This window comes from Butyrivibrio sp. (assembly GCF_024699075.1).
Map to the genome: position 1 here is coordinate 1 of NZ_JAILQF010000240.1, position 17,883 is coordinate 17,883.

Consider the following 17,883-nt stretch of genomic DNA (forward strand, 5'->3'; position numbering starts at 1 on the left):
TGACGGATTTCGCATTTACAGCTTTTTTTAGCGGAGAAGGAGGGATTTGAACCCTCGCGCCGCGCAAACGACCTACACCCTTAGCAGGGGCGCCTCTTCGGCCTCTTGAGTACTTCTCCAGATGTCGAACTTAACAGTTCATTATTCAGTTCCGGTACACACGGAAAGCATCCGTATCAATACCAGCATCTGACAGTATATCAAAGGGGTGGGGCTTTGTCAAGCAGATTTTCTCAAAACAGCGTTTCCGGTTTTTCGGAACTTATTTGCGATAATGCTTTTGAATTATAGTTACTGTTCACACCCGTGATTCGGTGAAATTATCCCAAAAAACATGAGCTCTGCCCGTTTTTGAGGATTTTTACCGAAGACAGCCTTTTGTGAGACGGTGAATAGTATCTGAATATTATTTTCAAATAATATATTGACATATTATTTCATACATGTTATAAGATAATTGTTTCAAGATATTATTTTCAAAATAATATCACATTATAATCCCTACATCCGGATCTCTTTCCGTTCAGGTTTTGTATCTTCAGACATCCGGCTGTGAAGAAAGCTTAAAAAAAGGAGGCTGTCATGGCAAAGAAAAACACCGTAACTACAAGCGAACGTCCCATCACCGTAGAAGACCACAAGGAACTTAACAAAAAAAACAACGAAAAGAAACGCACTGCAGTTAATGACGCTCTTCAGTTTCCTCAGGGAGACCGGTTTGATACCGATCTGGCCGAGATCCTTGAAGGAGATTCCGAAGAAAGAGGTGAGACCGTTGCGATCGCGCTGGTCGATTGTGATGAATTCTTCCACATCAATACCGACTTTGGTGTTGAAGAAGGCGACAGGATCCTGATCGAAACAGGCCGTTACATCAGGGAAAAGGCTCCGAAGGACTCCACAGTCTACCGTATCGGCGGAGATGAATTCGGTATTATTTTCAAGGGAACCATGGAAAGGGAGGATATTTTCCTGTTCCTTAATGATCTGAAAAATGATTATGACGTGAAGACCCCGGACGGTGTAAAACAGACGATCACCATCGGCATGGCTACCGCCTTTGTGGATGCATCGCGCTGTGCCGAGCTTGTAAGAAAAGCCGACGGCGCCCTTTTCCGCGCCAAAAGGAGCGGGCGCAACAAGGTCGCAATGGCAAGGGAAGAGAAGATGATCCCGAAGACCAGCCATTATACACAGGATCAGCTGCAGCGCCTGACTGAGCTTTCCAAGCGCGAGGGTGTAGGGGAAGCGATACTGCTCAGAGAAGCACTTGATATGTTATTTAAGAAGTATGATATTTGAATATGACAAAAGGGACGGTTCTTTTTGTCACGTTGACATTCTGTGGGAAATCTACTAATATCTTGTATTGATCACATATCAGGAAGATACACAGAGGGAACGGCAATGAAGTTTTTCGGTTTACAGAATATGCGCAAAGGGCTGGGACGCCAGCTCTTTGTTCTTGTATTTCCGATCGTAATACAGAACCTGATCACGAGCGGAGTAAGCCTCGTTGATGTTATCATGCTCGGAAGGCTTGACCAGAGCTCGCTGTCTGCGGCGAGCCTTGCAGGTCAGGTGATGTTTTTGTTAAATATCGTTTATTTTGGGCTTTCTTCGGCTATAACGATACTTGCTTCCCAGTACTGGGGAAAGCGGGATCGAAATACCGTAGCCAAGATCCTCGGGATCGGACTTTTTATAGGCATGTTTTTCTCAACGCTCGCATTTGTGCTTGCGCTTGTATGTCCTGCTTCCGTCATGCATATCTGGACCAATGATCCGGAACTGATGGCAGAAGGCTCAAAATATCTGAGATACGTGGCTTTCTCATACTTTTTCGCCGGCATCACACAGCCCTATCTGTCTTTGATGAAGAGCTGCGAACGTGTTAAGCTGTCAATGGTCGTTTCATCCCTGACGCTTATTATCAATATTTCGCTAAATGCGGTCCTCATCTTTGGTCTGCTCGGAATGCCGCGCCTCGGGATCATCGGAGCAGCAGTTGCAACAAGTATCAGCCGCTTTATCGAGCTTGCGATATGTTCTGTTGATTATTTCAGGCAGGATATCGTACCGAGAGGCTTTAAGATCACATTTTTCATTCCGCGCGCCCTTATCGCCGATTTTGCAAAATATTCGCTCCCCGCATTCTTAAATGATGCGATCTGGGGACTTGCATTTAACATGAATTCGATCATCATGGGGCATTTGAGTTCGGATATTGTCGCAGCCAACTCGATAGTTACGGTTGTCAGGGATTTCATTTCCGTGACGGGCTTCGGAATATCCGCAGGAGCCTCGATCCTGCTAGGTATCGAGATCGGAGAACACAAGGAGGATCAGGCACGCGATGATGCCGCCTCAATATTAAAGCTTACATTTCTGACGGGAATAATCCAGGGTCTTATCCTGCTTGCGATCACACCGCTTATCCCGCCTCTTGCAAAAATCAGCGATACGGCAAAGCACTATCTCATCATCATGCTCCTTATCTCAACGGTTTATCAGATGGGACAGATAATCAACACACTGCTTATCGCATCTATCTTCAGATGCGGCGGGGATTCGCGCTACGGGCTGGTTCTCGATATCGTAACCATGTGGTTTGTCGCCGTTCCGCTCGGACTCATCAGTGCTTTTGTCCTGAAGCTTCCGCCGATAATAGTTTATGCGGTCACCTGCACCGACGAATTCATCAAAATGCCGTTCGCCCTGTATCATTACCGCAAGACAAACTGGATCAAAAATCTTACAAGGGAGATATAAATCTGCCCCGGGAGACTGTCCGAAACCCGGCCACACCGGAGGCGGCTGTCTGCCGTGTATGCATTTCCGTACCGATCATGGACCGGTTTCGAATTACAGAACCATTAAGTTTATTTTATCAGTACCGTTACAGGAAAGTTCTCAACATACAGTTTTCTTATAGCTTCGGTTCCGAGATCTTCATAGGCGATGATCTCGGAACTTTTTATACATTTTGAAAGAAGTGCTCCCGCTCCGCCGGTCGCGCCCATATATATCGCGTTGTTTCTGTAAATGGATTCCGTTACGGCTTCAGAACGTCTGCCCTTGCCGATCATGCCTGTCAATCCGAGATCAAGCAGTAACGGAGTGTATCTGTCCATTCTTCCTGAAGTTGTGGGACCTGCGGAACCGATCACCTGCCCGGGCTTTGCCGGTGTAGGCCCGAGATAATAAATAACGGCGCCTTTCAGATCAAACGGAAGTTCCTTAAGTATCTTACTTTTTTCATCATCGGTCATTTCGATGGGAAGGCCTGCAGACCCGTCTTCTCTTCCCAGTTTTTCCAGGATCGTTTCATACAGCCTCTTATGTGCCGCATCTCTTGCAGTGTAGACGGTTCCGGTAAGATAAAGCACGTCCATCGGTTTTATCCTGCCGAGTGCTTCATCGGTAAATGGCAAAGTAATATGATAGTCCATAATTCTCCGTTCTCCTGTTTAATCATCGTTTCCTTTAGATCACAGCACTCTTGTCACATGGCGGTTTACATGGCAGCATATATTGACTGCAACCGGCATTCCTGCGATATGTGTCGGATAAGTTTCGATATTTACCCCGAGAACCGTGTTTTTTCCGCCCATTCCGCCCGGACCTATTCCGAGTTTATTCAGCTCCTCAAACAGATCCTTCTGAAGATCTGCCAGATATGATGTATCAGGCTGCTTCCTTCCGTTTTTTGCCCCGGAAGTTGCCGCAAATTCGGCATTTACCGGTCTGTCCTCATAATATGAATGTACCGAATTCAGTTCATTTGTCAGTGCTTTTTTGGCAAGTACGGCACATTTTTCAAAATCGGCTCCGATCCCGACTCCTACCACCATAGGAGGACATGCATTGGCTCCGGCATCCTTTACGGCAGTGATAACGGCATTCTTAACACCCTCGATCCCGTCGGCCGGCTTGAGCATGAATATCCTGCTCATGTTCTCGCTTCCGAAGCCCTTGGGCGCTATTGTGATCTCAACCTTATTGCCTTCAACTATCTCTGTATGTATGATCGCAGGTGTATTGTCATCTGTATTCTCACGGAGAAGCGGATCGGAAACCACGGATTTACGCAGATATCCGGCCGTATACCCTTCTCTTACACCTTCATTTATAGCAGCCTTAAGCGACCCACCGGTAAAATGCACATCCTGGCCTGCCTTCAGAAATACGACCGCCATTCCGGTATCCTGACAGATCGGTATTTCGTCGGCATCGGCAATTTGTAAGTTGTCCTCCAGCTGACCGAGTATCTTCTTTCCAAGTTCAGAATTTTCATCGGAAAATGCCTTATCAAGCGCATTCTTCATATCCGGTGCAAGACGAAGATTTGCTTCTATGCACATTTCACGGACTGCGGAGGCAACATCGCTCACATTGACTGACCGGATCCTGCATGTGTCATTGCTTTCATAACTCTGTTCATCGAGAGTGTTGTAATCTTTATGTCCGGACCCCGTCTTTTTTTCCATATTTGGTTTTCTGTTATTGTTTTCCGCCCTTCTATCCATATCAGGTTCTCTGTTATCGTTTTCCGCCCTTCTATCCATATCAGGCTTTCCGTTGTCGTTTTCCGCCCTTTTTCCCATATCAGGCTTTCTGTCAGCAGTCTCCGGCTCTTCTTCCGTATCATACTCCCCATATTCGCAACCGGCCTTCTCTACCCTCACGCGGTCTACCAGTTCGCCCTCATGATACAGTTCGACTGTTCCGCGGCCGTTTCCTCCGTTCCAGAGACAGTTATGCTTCTTTTCGCCGTTCGGAGCCTCGTAGTTTACAAGCAGCATATCCGCTTTTTCACAGGTTAGATCGGTTACCATACGGTCGTGGCGGTTCTCCTGCTCGATATGCCATACGATCTGTGTATCGGTTTCATGACACTCAAATTCGGTCTTTGTATGTGTCCATACCTTCGAAAAATTAAATTCATACGGTGTTCCTTCGTACCAGAAGGCAGAAAGGAGTTTCTTCTCAAGTGCGATGATCCCCACCTTCGGTCTTCCGCCACCTATATCAAATACGCTGTTTTCCAGCTTTTTTCCGGTTATTTCACTTGTCAGGTCACATGAACTTATCCATATCCAGGGCGAGGTAAAATCTTTTCCCCAGTTCTTATCTGCGTATCCGTATGAGGTTTCGGGCGTAATGATATATCTTTCGCCGTTAAATATCACTTCTCCCTCATAGGCTGTCTTCATACCTTCCGCATGCCAGAACATCTCAAATGCCTGAAGATCACGCATCGGTTCGGAAGCCCCGTATCCGACATTAAAAGCGATCTGCTTGTCGATCTTAAGCTTCCAGGATATCTCTCCGCTTCCGCACATCCACTCGGGATGATCTGCCGATTCTTCTTCGGAAACCGATACCGATCCCTTTGTTTTATCCTCGGAAATATAGCAGTCTTCGGCCTTTATCCTGAAAGGAACTCCGTAATCCACCCTGATCTCTTTCCATCCGAAAAAGCGATGAAGCTGGACGGCATCCTTCCCCCAGGCCCCGGCTTTTATCATCAGATATGAAGGCTTTATCCCCTTTTCCTTGTTTTCGGGAAGCTGCCCAAATACAGGTTTTTCCGAACCATATTCGGGATTACAGAGGAAAAATTCTATAAAAAACGCCTTTTCCTCCCCCGTATTTTCATGATGGCCCGTAAACGAATGCCACCACCAGTCATAACCGCATCTTGCCTGCTCTCCGAACAGCTGGCAGGCATCTCTTGAAATATCATGTGTATTAAACATAATTATTCTCCGATGATCAAAATATGAATATCTACATTCTATCATAAGCACAGGTACATATCAAATAAATCTGATTATGACTTTGTCAGAACATCTGCCCACAAAATCCAACATTTAAAAAATTGTTGACATAAATAAATTATTATGATATCATTTTGATATCAGGTAAGAAAAATTATTCAAGGAGGATATATATTTATGAATAACAACGTAACCGAAAAACTTATCAACGGCCACAAAACCGGCGGATTGATGCTCGCTATCGTCATTCTTCTTTATATCCTGTCAATCCCGGTCCTTGTTTACGGAATTGTTTCGGAAAAGCCTGTTTTCTGTGTTATTTCATGTCTCTGGATGTTCTTCGGATGGATCCTGCTGCTCGGTCTTAAAGTATTAAAGCCCAATGAAGCTCTTGTCCTTACCCTGTTCGGTAAATATATAGGAACCCTGAAAGGTGACGGTTTCTTCTGGGTCAATCCCTTCTGTACCGCATTTAATCCTGCTGCCGGCACCAAACTTGGCCAGAGCGGTGATGTAAAGGCTCCGGGTTCCGCCATTTCCATAGCTGCCCAGGCTGCTTCGATCAGTACCGATCAGATCGTCAGCAAAAAGATATCTTTAAAGGTAATGACTCTTTCAAACAGCCGCCAAAAGGTCAACGATGTTCTCGGAAATCCCGTTGAGATCGCTGTTGCGGTCATGTGGAGAGTAAGAGATACGGCGAAGGCTGTATTTGAAGTAGATAATTTCAAGGAATATCTCTCGCTCCAATGTGATACCGCAGTCAGAAATGTTGTTAAGATCTATCCTTATGATGTTACCGACAATATCGATACAACCGGTGACGGTACCGCAGATGACGGCAGTCTGCGCGGTTCCACAGAGGTTGTCGCAAAGAGGATCCGTGATGAGATACAGAGCAAGGTTGCGGACGCCGGTCTTGAGATCGTTGATGCGAGAATCACTTATCTTGCCTATGCACCCGAGATCGCCGCTGCTATGCTCCAGAGACAGCAGGCAGCCGCGGTTGTCGATGCCAGAAAGCTGATCGTTGACGGTGCCGTGGGAATGGTCGAGCTCGCACTTGAGCGTCTTAACGAGAAGCATACCGTTGAGCTTGATGAGGAAAGAAAGGCCGCAATGGTATCAAATCTTCTCGTTGTACTCTGCGGCAATCATGACGCCCAGCCCATAGTTAATTCAGGGAGTCTGTACTGATGGGCGAGAAGAAACAGGTTCCTCTGCGTCTGTCCGAAAAACTGTATAATGCGATAGCCGCCTGGGCGGAGGACGATTTCCGTTCTGTTAACGGTCAGATAGAATATCTTCTGACAGAATGTGTAAAACAGAGAAAAAAAGACGGAAAATATGTCGGGCAGGATATCGATGAAGCCCCGAAATTTGACATTAAATAAAAATCTGACATTAAATGAAAGTAACTGTAGTTACCGCCCCTTCACACTCGCAAAAGAAGAACTTCATCAGCTTATTAATTTATCATTCTATTGCGAATGGAAGTAGAGGGTTCTGAATAATTACAAAAAAGGAAGATTTGATATGCTTGAGATCAAAGGATTTACAAAGGTTTACGGAGAAGGAAAAAAAGCGACCGATAATGTCAATCTGACTGTCGGGAGCGGCGATATCTACGGATTTATCGGACATAACGGAGCCGGTAAATCCACTACGATCCGGGCGGTTGTAGGTGTACTTGATTTTACCGAAGGCGAGATCCTGATAGATGGACATTCCGTAAAGGATGAACCTCTGGAATGCAAGAAGATCACGGCTTATATTCCCGATAACCCCGATCTGTACGAAAATCTGACCGGTATCCAGTATCTGAATTTCATAGCCGATGTCTTTGAGATAGAGGCGGCCAAAAGAGAGGAATCCATAAAAAAATACGCGGATCTCTTTGAAATTACCGATGATCTTGGAGACCTTATCGGAGCATATTCTCATGGAATGAAGCAGAAGCTGGCCATCATTTCGGCCCTGATACACGAACCGAAGCTGATAGTAATGGACGAGCCTTTTGTCGGTCTTGATCCGAAGGCGGCATTTACCTTAAAGCAGATCATGCACGAAATGTGCGCCAAGGGAACCGCCATCTTCTTCTCAACCCATGTGCTCGATGTTGCCGAAAAACTCTGCAACAAGGTTGCCATAATCAAGAACGGCAGGATCATCGATACAGGTACCATGGAAGAACTGACCGGCAAGAAATCGCTTGAAGAAGTATTCTTAGAGGTTCAGGGTTGAACAGACCGGTCCCTGCAACCTAACGGATGAACATAATAATATGTGTGTTACCGGAGGTATTGTAATGAACAGTTCGGGTTTCGTGCTTTTAAAGACTTTGCTCAGGTCCACGAGCCAGTTCAATATTTTCAGACATTGTAAGGATAAAAAGAAAAAAGGCCGCATTATCGGAAGTTTCATCGGTTTAATGATCGCATATCTGGCTCTAATGACCTACTGCGTACTCATCGGGGTCGGATTCGCGAGCCGTGGAATGGCCGATATCATCCCCGGGATCAGTGCTCTGACTATCTCGGTATTGGCGCTGTTTTTCACATTTTTTAAGACCAACGGATATCTTTTTAATTTCAAGGAATACGATATGCTGATGGCGCTTCCTTTTTCACCGTCAACCGTTGCAGGATGCAAATTCCTTTATATGTATATAAAGAGTCTGCTCTGGAATATGAGTATTTCCGTTGCGATGCTGATAGGATACGCCGTAAATGTAAAGCCTGCCTTATGGGTTTACCCTGTATGGCTCATACTTTCGCTGTTTCTGCCCGTTATCCCGATGCTTATCGCTGCATTTATCGGATTTCTGATCGCCAAGATCGGTTCGGGTTTCAGAAAAAAGAATATCATTCAAACAGTATTAAGCTTCCTTGTTGTAATATTCTTTTTCGCTTTGAGATTTTTTATCGAAGATTTCGCTAGAGACAGTGAAAAGCTTGATGAAACGCTTGAAGGCGTGTTTGTTTCCGTTAAAAAGGCTGAAAACATCTATCTTCCGGCAGGATGGTTTGAGCGGGCGGTACACAGATTTTCCGTTTCCGATATCCTGCTCCTTACGGGATCAACGATCCTTTTGTTTGTGCTTGTCTTCATACCTGTGGGACGTTCCTACCGCAGCATCAATTCGAAATTAAAATCTCATGCGGCTTCAGGTAAATACCGCATGACCGAGCTTAAAAAACGCAGTATCCTGAATGCCATTGCCTTTAAGGAATTCAGGCGTATGACCGGATCGACACTGTATCTTACAAATGCCGCAATGGGAGAAGTTTTGGCTTTTATCGCCGGAATTGCCGTATTATTCTTTGATTTCGACAGTATCATCTCGACGATCATGCAGGGTGCGCCGGTCTCAAAAGAGATGCTCTATCCCGCATTTCCTCTGTTCATTTATTTCTTTATCGGGATGGTAGCCACTACCGTGACCTCACCTTCCCTTGAAGGAAAAAATTACTGGATCGTGCAGAGTCTTCCCATAACAAAAAAGACACTTCGCCAGGGTAAAATGCTTTTCAACATGTACCTGTCCGTGCCTTTTGGAGTTTTTACAACAGTCTGTGTATGTATTTCCGCCAAGGTGCCGATACTTACCGCAGTTCTAAGCGTGATACTTATCGTATGCCTGTGTGCTTTTTCGACAACATGGGGCTGTGTATGCGGTATCAAACATATGAGACTTGACTGGGAAAACGAGGTTGAAGTTGTCAAACAGGGTGCCAACGTTTCCGTTTATCTGTTCCCCAATATGTTTGCCACAATGGCTCTTATGGTCCTTGTAGTATTTCTCGGTATGAAAATGAATGTCAATCTGATCCTCGGGCTATTGATACTTATCGTATCCGCTCTTGCGCTACTCAGCTACAAAAGGGCTGTCTCACTTAAGTGATGACCTGTTTTGCAGTCGGAGGATGCCTGTATTTAAAACAGTTTCCGTATCTCCCATAGGTCATCCGTTCTTGCATAAAGCATTTTCTGCAGCTCTTCGTCCGGCTCTGTAAGGTCCGGCACCATTATTACTTTACATCCCGCATCATAAGCGCTTTTGACGCCGTTGGGCGAATCCTCGACGGCAAAGACTCTGCTGGGTTCTTTCCCGAGTTCCCGGCAGGCCCGGATATAAATATCGGGTGCCGGTTTTCCAAGCTTTACCATATCGGCACAGATGACCTTATCAAAATACTCTCCGATACCTAACTTTTCAAGATATCTTTTTGTTCTGGCATACTCGTTTGCTGTCGCGATCGCTGTAGTGATATTGTTCTCGATCAACCACTTCAGGATCTCGACAGCTCCTTTTTTAAGCGGAATTCCATTCTTTTCTATAAGATCTCTGACCAATCCGCGGCGATAATCCCGTACCAGATCATAGTCGAAATCCTCACCGAACAATTCCTTAAATCTCTTTAGTGCAAACGGTTTTCCAAGAGACCTGAATTCAAGCACTGTTTCGGATGATGCTTCATAGCCGAAATGTGCAAGAGCCTCCGGCCATGCTTGCTGATAATACTTTTCGGTATCTGTCAGCGTCCCGTCCATATCAAATATCACCGCATCTGCCGGTCGCATTTTCATGATCTCCTGTTCTTCCGGATACCGGTATTGAATCCGATCATTTATTCTTCATCATCGGTGTTTTCAGTTTCGTCGGTTTCTTCCGGGTCTTCTTCCTCAGTAGGGAAGATCAGGTTTTCTTCTCCCGGATCGTCATCGTCGTCATCTTCAAAACCCGCAGTTTCACCGGAATGTCCGGCATTTTCTTCGGCATCCTCTTCGGTCTCGCGGATCCTTGCTATATTTCCTACCTTTACATCCTTCGAAGGATCGAGAGATATCAGTTTAACGCCGGTCGTTGCGCGGCCGCATACCCTGACATCCGAAACCGCAAATCTGATGACTGTTCCTTCGGTCGTTATGATCATAAGTTCGGCGTCCTTATCTATGATCTTGGCTCCGACCTGATCTCCGCTCTTCTCGGTTATCTTGTAGCAGATTATTCCCTTGCCGGCTCTGTGGCGCTGAGGGAATTCCGATACAGGTGTAAGCTTGCCGTAGCCAAGCTCCGATACGGCAAGGACATATTCACCCTGATTGGAAAGCTGCATTGATACAACTTCATCATCCTGATCAAGTCTTATACCGATGACACCTATGGACTGTCTGCCGGTGACTCTTACTTCCATTTCATTGAAGCGGGTGCAGATGCCCTTCTTCGTAAATAACAGAACATCCTGCTTCTCGTCGGTGCATTTTACACCGATAAGCTCATCGTCTTCACGCAGAGTTATCGCATTTAAGCCGACTTTTCTGATATTGGCATATTCCGAAAGTCTTGTAGTCTTGATAAATCCGTTCTTGGTCGCCATAAGAAGGTAGCTGTCCGGATCGAAGCCACGTACGGTAATTGTCGCCGTAATGTGCTCATCTCCCGTCATCTGCAGCAGATTGACGATCGCAGTACCTCTTGCGATACGCGATGACTCAGGTATCTCATAGGCCTTCAGCTTATATACGCGGCCTTTATTGGTAAAGAACAGAACATAATGCTTGTTCGTGGTCATAAACAGCTCTTCGATAAGATCCTCATCGATCGTCTGCATGCCCTTGATACCCTTGCCTCCGCGGTGCTGGGCCTTGAAATTGTCAGGCGTCATACGCTTGATATAGCCCATTCTGGTCATGGCAACAACGACATCATCATCTGAGATCATGTCTTCGTCAGTCAGATCATTGTCAAATCCTATCTGGGTCTTTCGTTCGTCGCGGTATTTGTTGCCGATCGCATCAACCTCGTCTCTTACAACTCCGAGCAGGATCTTCTCGTCCCCGAGGATGGCCTTGTATTCCTTGATATCCTCCATGAGCTGAGCATATTCGGCTTCAAGCCTCTCTCTTTCGAGTCCTGTCAGCTGTCTCAGACGCATATCGACTATCGCCTGTGCCTGAACATCATCAAAGCCGAAACGGTCGATCAGGGCTTCCTTCGCATCATTGGTCGATTTCGATGCCCTGATGATCGCAATGATCTCATCTATGACATCAAGCGCCTTCAGCAGTCCTTCCTTGATATGAGCTTCTTTCTCGGCTCTTGCAAGATCAAATCTGGTACGTCTTGCAACAACATCCTCCTGATGCTTTATATATAATCTCAGGATATCGAGTAATGACAGCACCTTCGGCTCATTATCGACAAGTGCCAGCATATTGACACCAAAGGTGTCCTGCATCTGAGTATGCTTATAAAGCTGGTTTAAGATAACCTGCGGATTGACATCACGCCTCAGTTCGATACAGACTCTCATTCCCTGACGGTCCGATTCGTCACGCAGTTCGGTTATACCGTCGATCTTCTTGTCCTTTACCAGATCGGCTATCTTCTCGATCAGCCTGGCTTTATTTACAAGAAACGGAAGTTCGGTCACGACAATACGGTTCTTGCCGTTTGCCATGGGTTCGATATCCGTAACGGCACGAACCTTGATCTTGCCGCGTCCGGTTCTGTAGGCTTCCTCGATACCGCGTCTTCCCATGATGGTCGCGCCGGTCGGGAAATCGGGTCCTTTTATTATCTGCATTACCTCTTCTATAGAGGTCTGGCGGTCTTCGTTTATCCTGTTGTTAATGATAAGGGTAACGGCATCAAGCACCTCTCCGATATTGTGAGGAGGGATATTCGTTGCCATTCCTACGGCAATACCCGTAGTTCCGTTGATCAGCAGATTGGGGACGCGTGCGGGAAGTACCGTGGGCTCCTTTTCCGATTCATCGAAGTTCGGTATAAAGTCAACCGTATCCTTGTTGATATCGGCCAGCATCTCCATTGCTATCTTGCTTAAGCGTGCTTCGGTATAACGCATCGCCGCAGCGCCGTCACCGTCCACGGAACCGAAGTTGCCATGTCCGTCAACAAGCGGATAATGAGTAGACCATTCCTGTGCCAGATTGACGAGGGCTCCGTAAATGGAGCTGTCACCGTGAGGATGGTATTTACCCATCGTATCGCCGACGATACGGGCACATTTACGATGAGGCTTGTCGGGAGTATTCGATAATTCGATCATCGCATACAGGATACGTCTCTGAACGGGCTTCAGACCGTCCCTGACGTCCGGCAGCGCACGTGAGGCAATGACCGACATCGCATAATCTATGTACGATGTTTCCATCGTATCCTTCAGATCGACTGGGTTGGTACGATCATACATTTCATCCATAACTTATTCACCTAAACTCCTACTTTTTTTAGTTTTCAGACTGATCCGGTGTTTTTCCGGACCGGTAGATCAGATTTAAATACAATATGCTTCAGCTTACAGGACCACATTTACGCGATATCGATATTCTTCGCGTATTTTGCGTTAAGCTCGATAAATTCACGTCTCGGCTCCACATTGTCGCCCATAAGGACATTGAACGTAACGTCAAGCTCTGCCTTGTTATCCTCGTCCATACTGACTTTTTTCAGAGTTCTGGTCTGGGGATCCATGGTCGTTTCCCAGAGCTGGTCGGCATCCATCTCACCAAGACCTTTATAACGCTGAACCTTGTTATTGCTGTCACGTCCGATCTGAACCATGATATTGTTGAGCTGGTCGTCATTGTAGGCATACCATACGCCCTTGTTCTTCTCAACCTTGTACAAAGGCGGCTGTGCCAGATATACATGTCCCTGTTTTATAAGCTCCGGCATGAAACGATACAGGAAAGTGAGCATCAGTGTTGCGATATGCGCACCGTCGACATCGGCATCGGTCATGATTATGATCTTGCCATAACGAAGCTTTGATATATCAAAGTCTTCGTGGATACCTGTACCGAAGGCTGTGATCATTGTCTTTATTTCTGCGTTTCCATAGATACGGTCTACGCTGGCCTTTTCTACATTAAGAATCTTACCTCTAAGAGGAAGGATTGCCTGTGTAGCACGGCTTCTTGCATTCTTGGCTGATCCACCGGCTGAGTTACCCTCAACTATGAAGATCTCACAGTTTTCAGGATTCTTGTCAGAACAGTCTGCAAGCTTTCCTGGAAGACCAAGTCCATCAAGTGCTGTCTTACGTCTTGTAAGATCTCTTGCCTTTCTTGCTGCATCTCTTGCACGCTGGGCAAGAACAGCTTTTTCTATGATTGTCTTTGCAATCTGCGGATTCTGCTCAAGGAAGTAGGTAAGCTGCTCTGATACTATGCTCGCTACAGCTCCTCTTGCTTCTGAGTTACCAAGTTTCTGCTTGGTCTGACCTTCGAACTGAGGATCTCCGATCTTAACAGATATGATAGCTGTCATACCTTCACGGATATCTTCACCGGTTAAGTTCTCATCAGTTTCTTTGACGAGCTTTTGTGCCTTGGCATAATCGTTGAAAATCTTGGTTGTGGCTATCTTGAAGCCTTCAAGATGTGTTCCGCCCTCTGGTGTATTGATGTTATTAACGAAGGTATAAATGCTTTCGTTATAGGCATCATTGTGCTGAACAGATACTTCTACATGTACCTCGTTCTTGTCACCTTCAAAGTACATTATCTGATCATAGAGAGGAGTCTTGGATTTATTGAGATAAGCTACGAATTCGCTTATTCCGCCTTCATAGTGGAAGTGCTCAACTCTTGGCTCCTTGATCTCTGCATCTTCAGGGATTCTCTCATCTGTGAGTGTTATCTTAAGGCCCTTTGTAAGGAAAGCCATCTCACGAAGTCTCTGTCTAAGGACATTATAATCAAATACAGTTGTCTCTTTGAATATCTCTTCATCAGGCTTGAATTCAACAGTTGTTCCTGTATCTTCTAATTCGCATGTTCCTATCTCTTTAAGAGGATAGCACACGTGACCTCTTTCATAGCGCTGATTATAAATTTTGCCGCCCTGTCTTACTTTAACTTCAAGCCATTCTGAAAGGGCATTAACTACTGATGCACCAACGCCGTGGAGACCACCTGATACCTTGTATCCTCCACCGCCGAACTTACCACCGGCATGAAGGATAGTGAATACTACCTCAACTCCGGTAAGTCCGGATTTATGATTGATACCTGTAGGAATTCCACGTCCATTATCTTTTACGATAATAGTATTTCCGGGTGTTATTGTAACTTCAATGTGATCACAAGCGCCTGCAAGTGCTTCATCGACTGAGTTATCAACTATCTCGTATACAAGATGGTGAAGACCTCTTGCGGCTGTTGTTCCAATGTACATACCAGGTCTTTTACGAACTGCTTCGAGTCCTTCAAGTATCTGGATTTGATCCGCGCCGTACTGTACTGCTTCGTTATTAGACATTTATAAACCTCTTTTTATCTGCTGTATTTTGGAATCAGTTTTCTGATGTAACAGTTCCGTTAACTACCCTAAACAGCTTATTTATTTCAAATCTATGATTAACAAACTCGTCGTAACCGGTGCAGGTTATTATCGTCTGAATGTCACCGATCGTATCAAGCAGATAGTTCTGCCTGTTTGAGTCAAGTTCTGATAGAACATCATCAAGTAGAAGGACAGGATTCTCTTTTTTGGCCTGCTTCACTATTTCTATCTCAGAAAGCTTAAGTGAGAGAGAAGCGGTCCTTTGCTGACCCTGAGATCCGAATTTCCTGATGTCTATGGCTTCATTTGCTGATGTTGTCTTAACAATAAAAGAGAAATCGTCCTTCTGCGGTCCAACGCTGGTCTGCTTCAGGAACAGATCTCTGTCTTTAGTACTTTTTAGCTTACTTTCATAATCATCTGCTCCAACATTGGGCTCATAGAAAATCTTCAGATTTTCCCGTCCCCCTGTGAGCTTTTCATGTATGGGCTCTATTATCCTGCAGAGATTGTCTATAAACTGTTCTCTTGCCTTTATTATCTGAGTTCCATACATTATCATCTGATCATCCTGTACATCCAGAAGTGGTCTGTATTCTGGGTGATCATACATCTCTTTGAGCATCTTGTTGCGCTGAACCATAAGTCTGTTGAATCTTGAGAGATTATAAAGATATGTCTCATCAAGCTGGCACAGCTCAAGATCTATAAACCTTCTCCTCTCCGAAGGACCGTTTTTTACAATTGCAAGGTCTTCCGGTGAGAAAAAAACTGCATTCAGTCGCCCTACATAATCAGCTGCCTTTTTAAGCTTCTGACCATCTATTGCAAGTCCTTTGGACTTACTCTTTCTAAGGTGCATGTCGAGTTTATACTCTGCATGGTCTCTTTCTATTATTGATCTGATATGAGCTTCATCTTTTTTGAAATTTATTACTTCTCTGTCTTTTGACCCTTTATGGGACTTAGTAGTGGCAGACATGAATATTGCTTCAAGTATATTGGTCTTGCCCTGCGCATTATCGCCATAGAGAATATTGGTTCCTTTGTCAAAGTCGAGATGAAGTTCTTCATAGTTTCTGAAGTTTGAAAGCTCCAGCCTTTTTATTATCATCTTTCGACCTTAAAACTCCTGCCTCTGTACTCAACTACATCACCTGGAACCAGCTTCTTGCCTCGTCTTGTATCAACTTCTCCGTTAACCTTTACAAGGCCTGCCTGTATATCTTCCTTGGCATCAGCTCCGGACTCCTCGTAACCGGCCTTTTTAAGCGCCTGTCCGAGTTTTATATAATCATCTGTTTCTCTTAATTTAACTATATCCATTTTAACCTCATATCTTGCTGTTTGCGGCTTTTATCTTATCCGCCTTCAAAATAACTCTATATCATTTGTATATAAATATTGATACCCGTATATCTTCACCTTTATTATCAGTCAACTGTTGTGAAGTTTACAGGAAGGATAAGATATGTATAGCTTGCATCTGCATCCTTTATAAAGCATGGTGCTTTAGGATTTACAAGGTACATATCTATGTTGTCATCATCGATCGCACGAAGGGCATCAATCAGGAATTTAGGATTGAAGCCTATCTTAAGGTCTTTACCCTGTTTTTCTATATCAACTTTTTCATCCATTGATCCAACTGCAGAGTTGATCTTCATCTCAAGGAAACCGTTCTCAATTGAGATGATTACAGGTCTCTTATCACCTTCCTTGACGAGAAGAGTAGCACGGTCTATACAATCAAGGAATTCTCTTCTGTTGATCGTAAGCTTGGTCTCATAGTCAGATGAGAGCATCTGATCGATATTGAAGTACTCACCCTCAAGAAGTCTTGAAACTACTACAGTCTTATCAAACTCAAACAGTACGTGCTTATCTGTAAAGAAGATGCTTACAACTGATTCTGTAGAATCTGTAAGGATCTTGGAAACTTCAGAAAGTGCCTTTCCAGGTACAATTACTTTCTTAAAGCCATAGCTTTGTGAAAGCTCTACTTTACGGATAGATATTCTGTGTCCGTCAAGAGATACCATCTTGAGCATGTTGCCATCAACTTCAAAGAGCTCACCGCCCATCACCTTGTTGGTATCATTTTCAGCTATTGAGAAGATAGTCTGCAGAATGATATTACGAAGTGTGTACTGTGAAATATGGATTCCGTCTATTCTCTCTATTGACGGAAGATATGAAAAGTCATCACCGCTTCTTCCAAGAATGGTGAATTTAGCCTTTTCACAGCTTATGGTAACTTTAATATTACCTTCAGAATTCTGAGATTCTATTGTTACGTCATTATCAGGAAGCTTTCTTATGATGTCAAAAAATATCTTTGCATCTATTGCGATATAGCCTCTGTCAAGGATATTACCTTCGACTATAGTCTCAATACCAAGCTCCATATCATTAGCTATGAACTTTATTACTCCCTCTGTAGTGTCGATTAATATACACTGAAGAATTGACATTGTTGTCTTAGCTGGAACTGCTTTAGAAACAATTTGAAGTCCACTAACAAGATTTGATTTCGAGCATACAAATTTCATAGCTCCGATACTTCCTTTCTGTCTAAAAAGTTTATATGTGTAGGTATCTTTTTTATCCACCTTTAAATTTGTTGGAAGGTTCCCCCTGGTGCAGATAAAAGAAAAAGAATAAAAATAATAATCTAATTAATATAGAATGTTTATAAGTGCAAAACCTTTATTATTATACAATTTTACATGCTTTTTTACAATGAAAAGACTGTTGATAAAAAAGCCTTTGCCTGTGTATTTT

General features: G+C 44.5%; 14 protein-coding genes, 1 tRNA gene and 1 pseudogene. 6 read left to right on the forward strand and 10 right to left on the reverse strand.

The features are described from left to right. Positions 1–31: 31 nt before the first annotated feature. Positions 32–119, reverse strand: a tRNA-Ser gene (locus K6G87_RS09700). Positions 120–582: 463 nt separating this feature from the next. On the opposite strand from K6G87_RS09700, the gene K6G87_RS09705 reads away from it, so the two are divergent. Together K6G87_RS09705 and K6G87_RS09710 are read left to right on the forward strand one after the other, a co-directional pair. Further along, positions 583–1,302, forward strand: a complete 720-nt coding sequence (locus K6G87_RS09705) for a diguanylate cyclase (protein WP_296836446.1) — start codon at positions 583–585, stop codon at positions 1,300–1,302. 105 nt (positions 1,303–1,407) lie between these two features. After that, positions 1,408–2,772 carry an MATE family efflux transporter gene (locus tag K6G87_RS09710; protein WP_296836448.1) on the forward strand — a complete coding sequence of 455 codons (1,365 nt, stop codon included), beginning with the start codon at positions 1,408–1,410 and terminating at the stop codon, positions 2,770–2,772. Positions 2,773–2,882: 110 nt separating this feature from the next. Here K6G87_RS09710 and K6G87_RS09715 read toward each other — a convergent pair whose 3' ends face one another. From K6G87_RS09715 to K6G87_RS19950, 3 genes and pseudogenes are all read right to left on the reverse strand, one after another. Further along, positions 2,883–3,452, reverse strand: coding sequence for a fumarate hydratase C-terminal domain-containing protein (locus tag K6G87_RS09715; protein ID WP_296836450.1), 570 nt, complete (start codon positions 3,450–3,452; stop codon positions 2,883–2,885). A 39-nt stretch (positions 3,453–3,491) separates the two neighbouring features. After that, positions 3,492–4,364 (reverse strand): fumarate hydratase, encoded by an 873-nt coding sequence (locus K6G87_RS19945; protein WP_442863369.1) that lies wholly within the window; start codon positions 4,362–4,364, stop codon positions 3,492–3,494. A 303-nt stretch (positions 4,365–4,667) separates the two neighbouring features. Beyond that, positions 4,668–5,807: pseudogene (locus K6G87_RS19950) on the reverse strand (tocopherol cyclase family protein); the annotation flags it as partial. Between the two features lie 153 nt (positions 5,808–5,960). Here K6G87_RS19950 and K6G87_RS09730 point away from each other — a divergent pair. The 4 genes from K6G87_RS09730 to K6G87_RS09745 all read left to right on the forward strand — a co-directional run bounded on the left by K6G87_RS09730 (position 5,961) and on the right by K6G87_RS09745 (position 9,687). After that, complete coding sequence (locus tag K6G87_RS09730) at positions 5,961–6,980, forward strand: SPFH domain-containing protein (protein WP_296836452.1); 1,020 nt, start codon at positions 5,961–5,963, stop codon at positions 6,978–6,980. Continuing rightward, complete coding sequence (locus tag K6G87_RS09735; protein ID WP_296836454.1) at positions 6,980–7,177, forward strand: PTS ascorbate transporter subunit IIC; 198 nt, start codon at positions 6,980–6,982, stop codon at positions 7,175–7,177. Before K6G87_RS09730 ends, K6G87_RS09735 begins: the two co-directional genes overlap by 1 nt. 142 nt (positions 7,178–7,319) lie before the next feature. Beyond that, a complete protein-coding gene (locus K6G87_RS09740) occupies positions 7,320–8,027 on the forward strand; it encodes an ABC transporter ATP-binding protein (RefSeq protein ID WP_296836456.1) in 708 nt (235 codons plus the stop codon). Positions 8,028–8,091: 64 nt separating this feature from the next. After that, positions 8,092–9,687, forward strand: coding sequence for a putative ABC transporter permease subunit (locus tag K6G87_RS09745; RefSeq protein ID WP_296836458.1), 1,596 nt, complete (start codon positions 8,092–8,094; stop codon positions 9,685–9,687). 32 nt (positions 9,688–9,719) lie between these two features. On the opposite strand, the gene K6G87_RS09750 is transcribed toward K6G87_RS09745, so the two are convergent. The 6 genes from K6G87_RS09750 to dnaN form a co-directional block, all read right to left on the reverse strand. Continuing rightward, on the reverse strand, positions 9,720–10,367 hold the full coding sequence (locus tag K6G87_RS09750) for an HAD family hydrolase (RefSeq protein WP_296836460.1): 648 nt from the start codon (positions 10,365–10,367) through the stop codon (positions 9,720–9,722). Between the two features lie 47 nt (positions 10,368–10,414). Then, positions 10,415–13,012, reverse strand: coding sequence for a DNA gyrase subunit A (gene gyrA, locus K6G87_RS09755; RefSeq protein WP_296836463.1), 2,598 nt, complete (start codon positions 13,010–13,012; stop codon positions 10,415–10,417). A gap of 110 nt (positions 13,013–13,122) precedes the next feature. Next, a complete protein-coding gene (gene gyrB, locus K6G87_RS09760; protein WP_296836465.1) occupies positions 13,123–15,075 on the reverse strand; it encodes a DNA topoisomerase (ATP-hydrolyzing) subunit B in 1,953 nt (650 codons plus the stop codon). A 34-nt stretch (positions 15,076–15,109) separates the two neighbouring features. Then, positions 15,110–16,213 (reverse strand): DNA replication/repair protein RecF, encoded by a 1,104-nt coding sequence (gene recF / locus K6G87_RS09765; protein WP_296836467.1) that lies wholly within the window; start codon positions 16,211–16,213, stop codon positions 15,110–15,112. Continuing rightward, positions 16,210–16,425 carry an RNA-binding S4 domain-containing protein gene (locus tag K6G87_RS09770; protein WP_022753296.1) on the reverse strand — a complete coding sequence of 72 codons (216 nt, stop codon included), beginning with the start codon at positions 16,423–16,425 and terminating at the stop codon, positions 16,210–16,212. The genes recF and K6G87_RS09770 overlap by 4 nt, the downstream gene beginning before the upstream one ends. A 107-nt stretch (positions 16,426–16,532) precedes the next feature. After that, positions 16,533–17,651 (reverse strand): DNA polymerase III subunit beta, encoded by a 1,119-nt coding sequence (gene dnaN / locus K6G87_RS09775; RefSeq protein WP_296836468.1) that lies wholly within the window; start codon positions 17,649–17,651, stop codon positions 16,533–16,535. Positions 17,652–17,883: the final 232 nt, after the last annotated feature.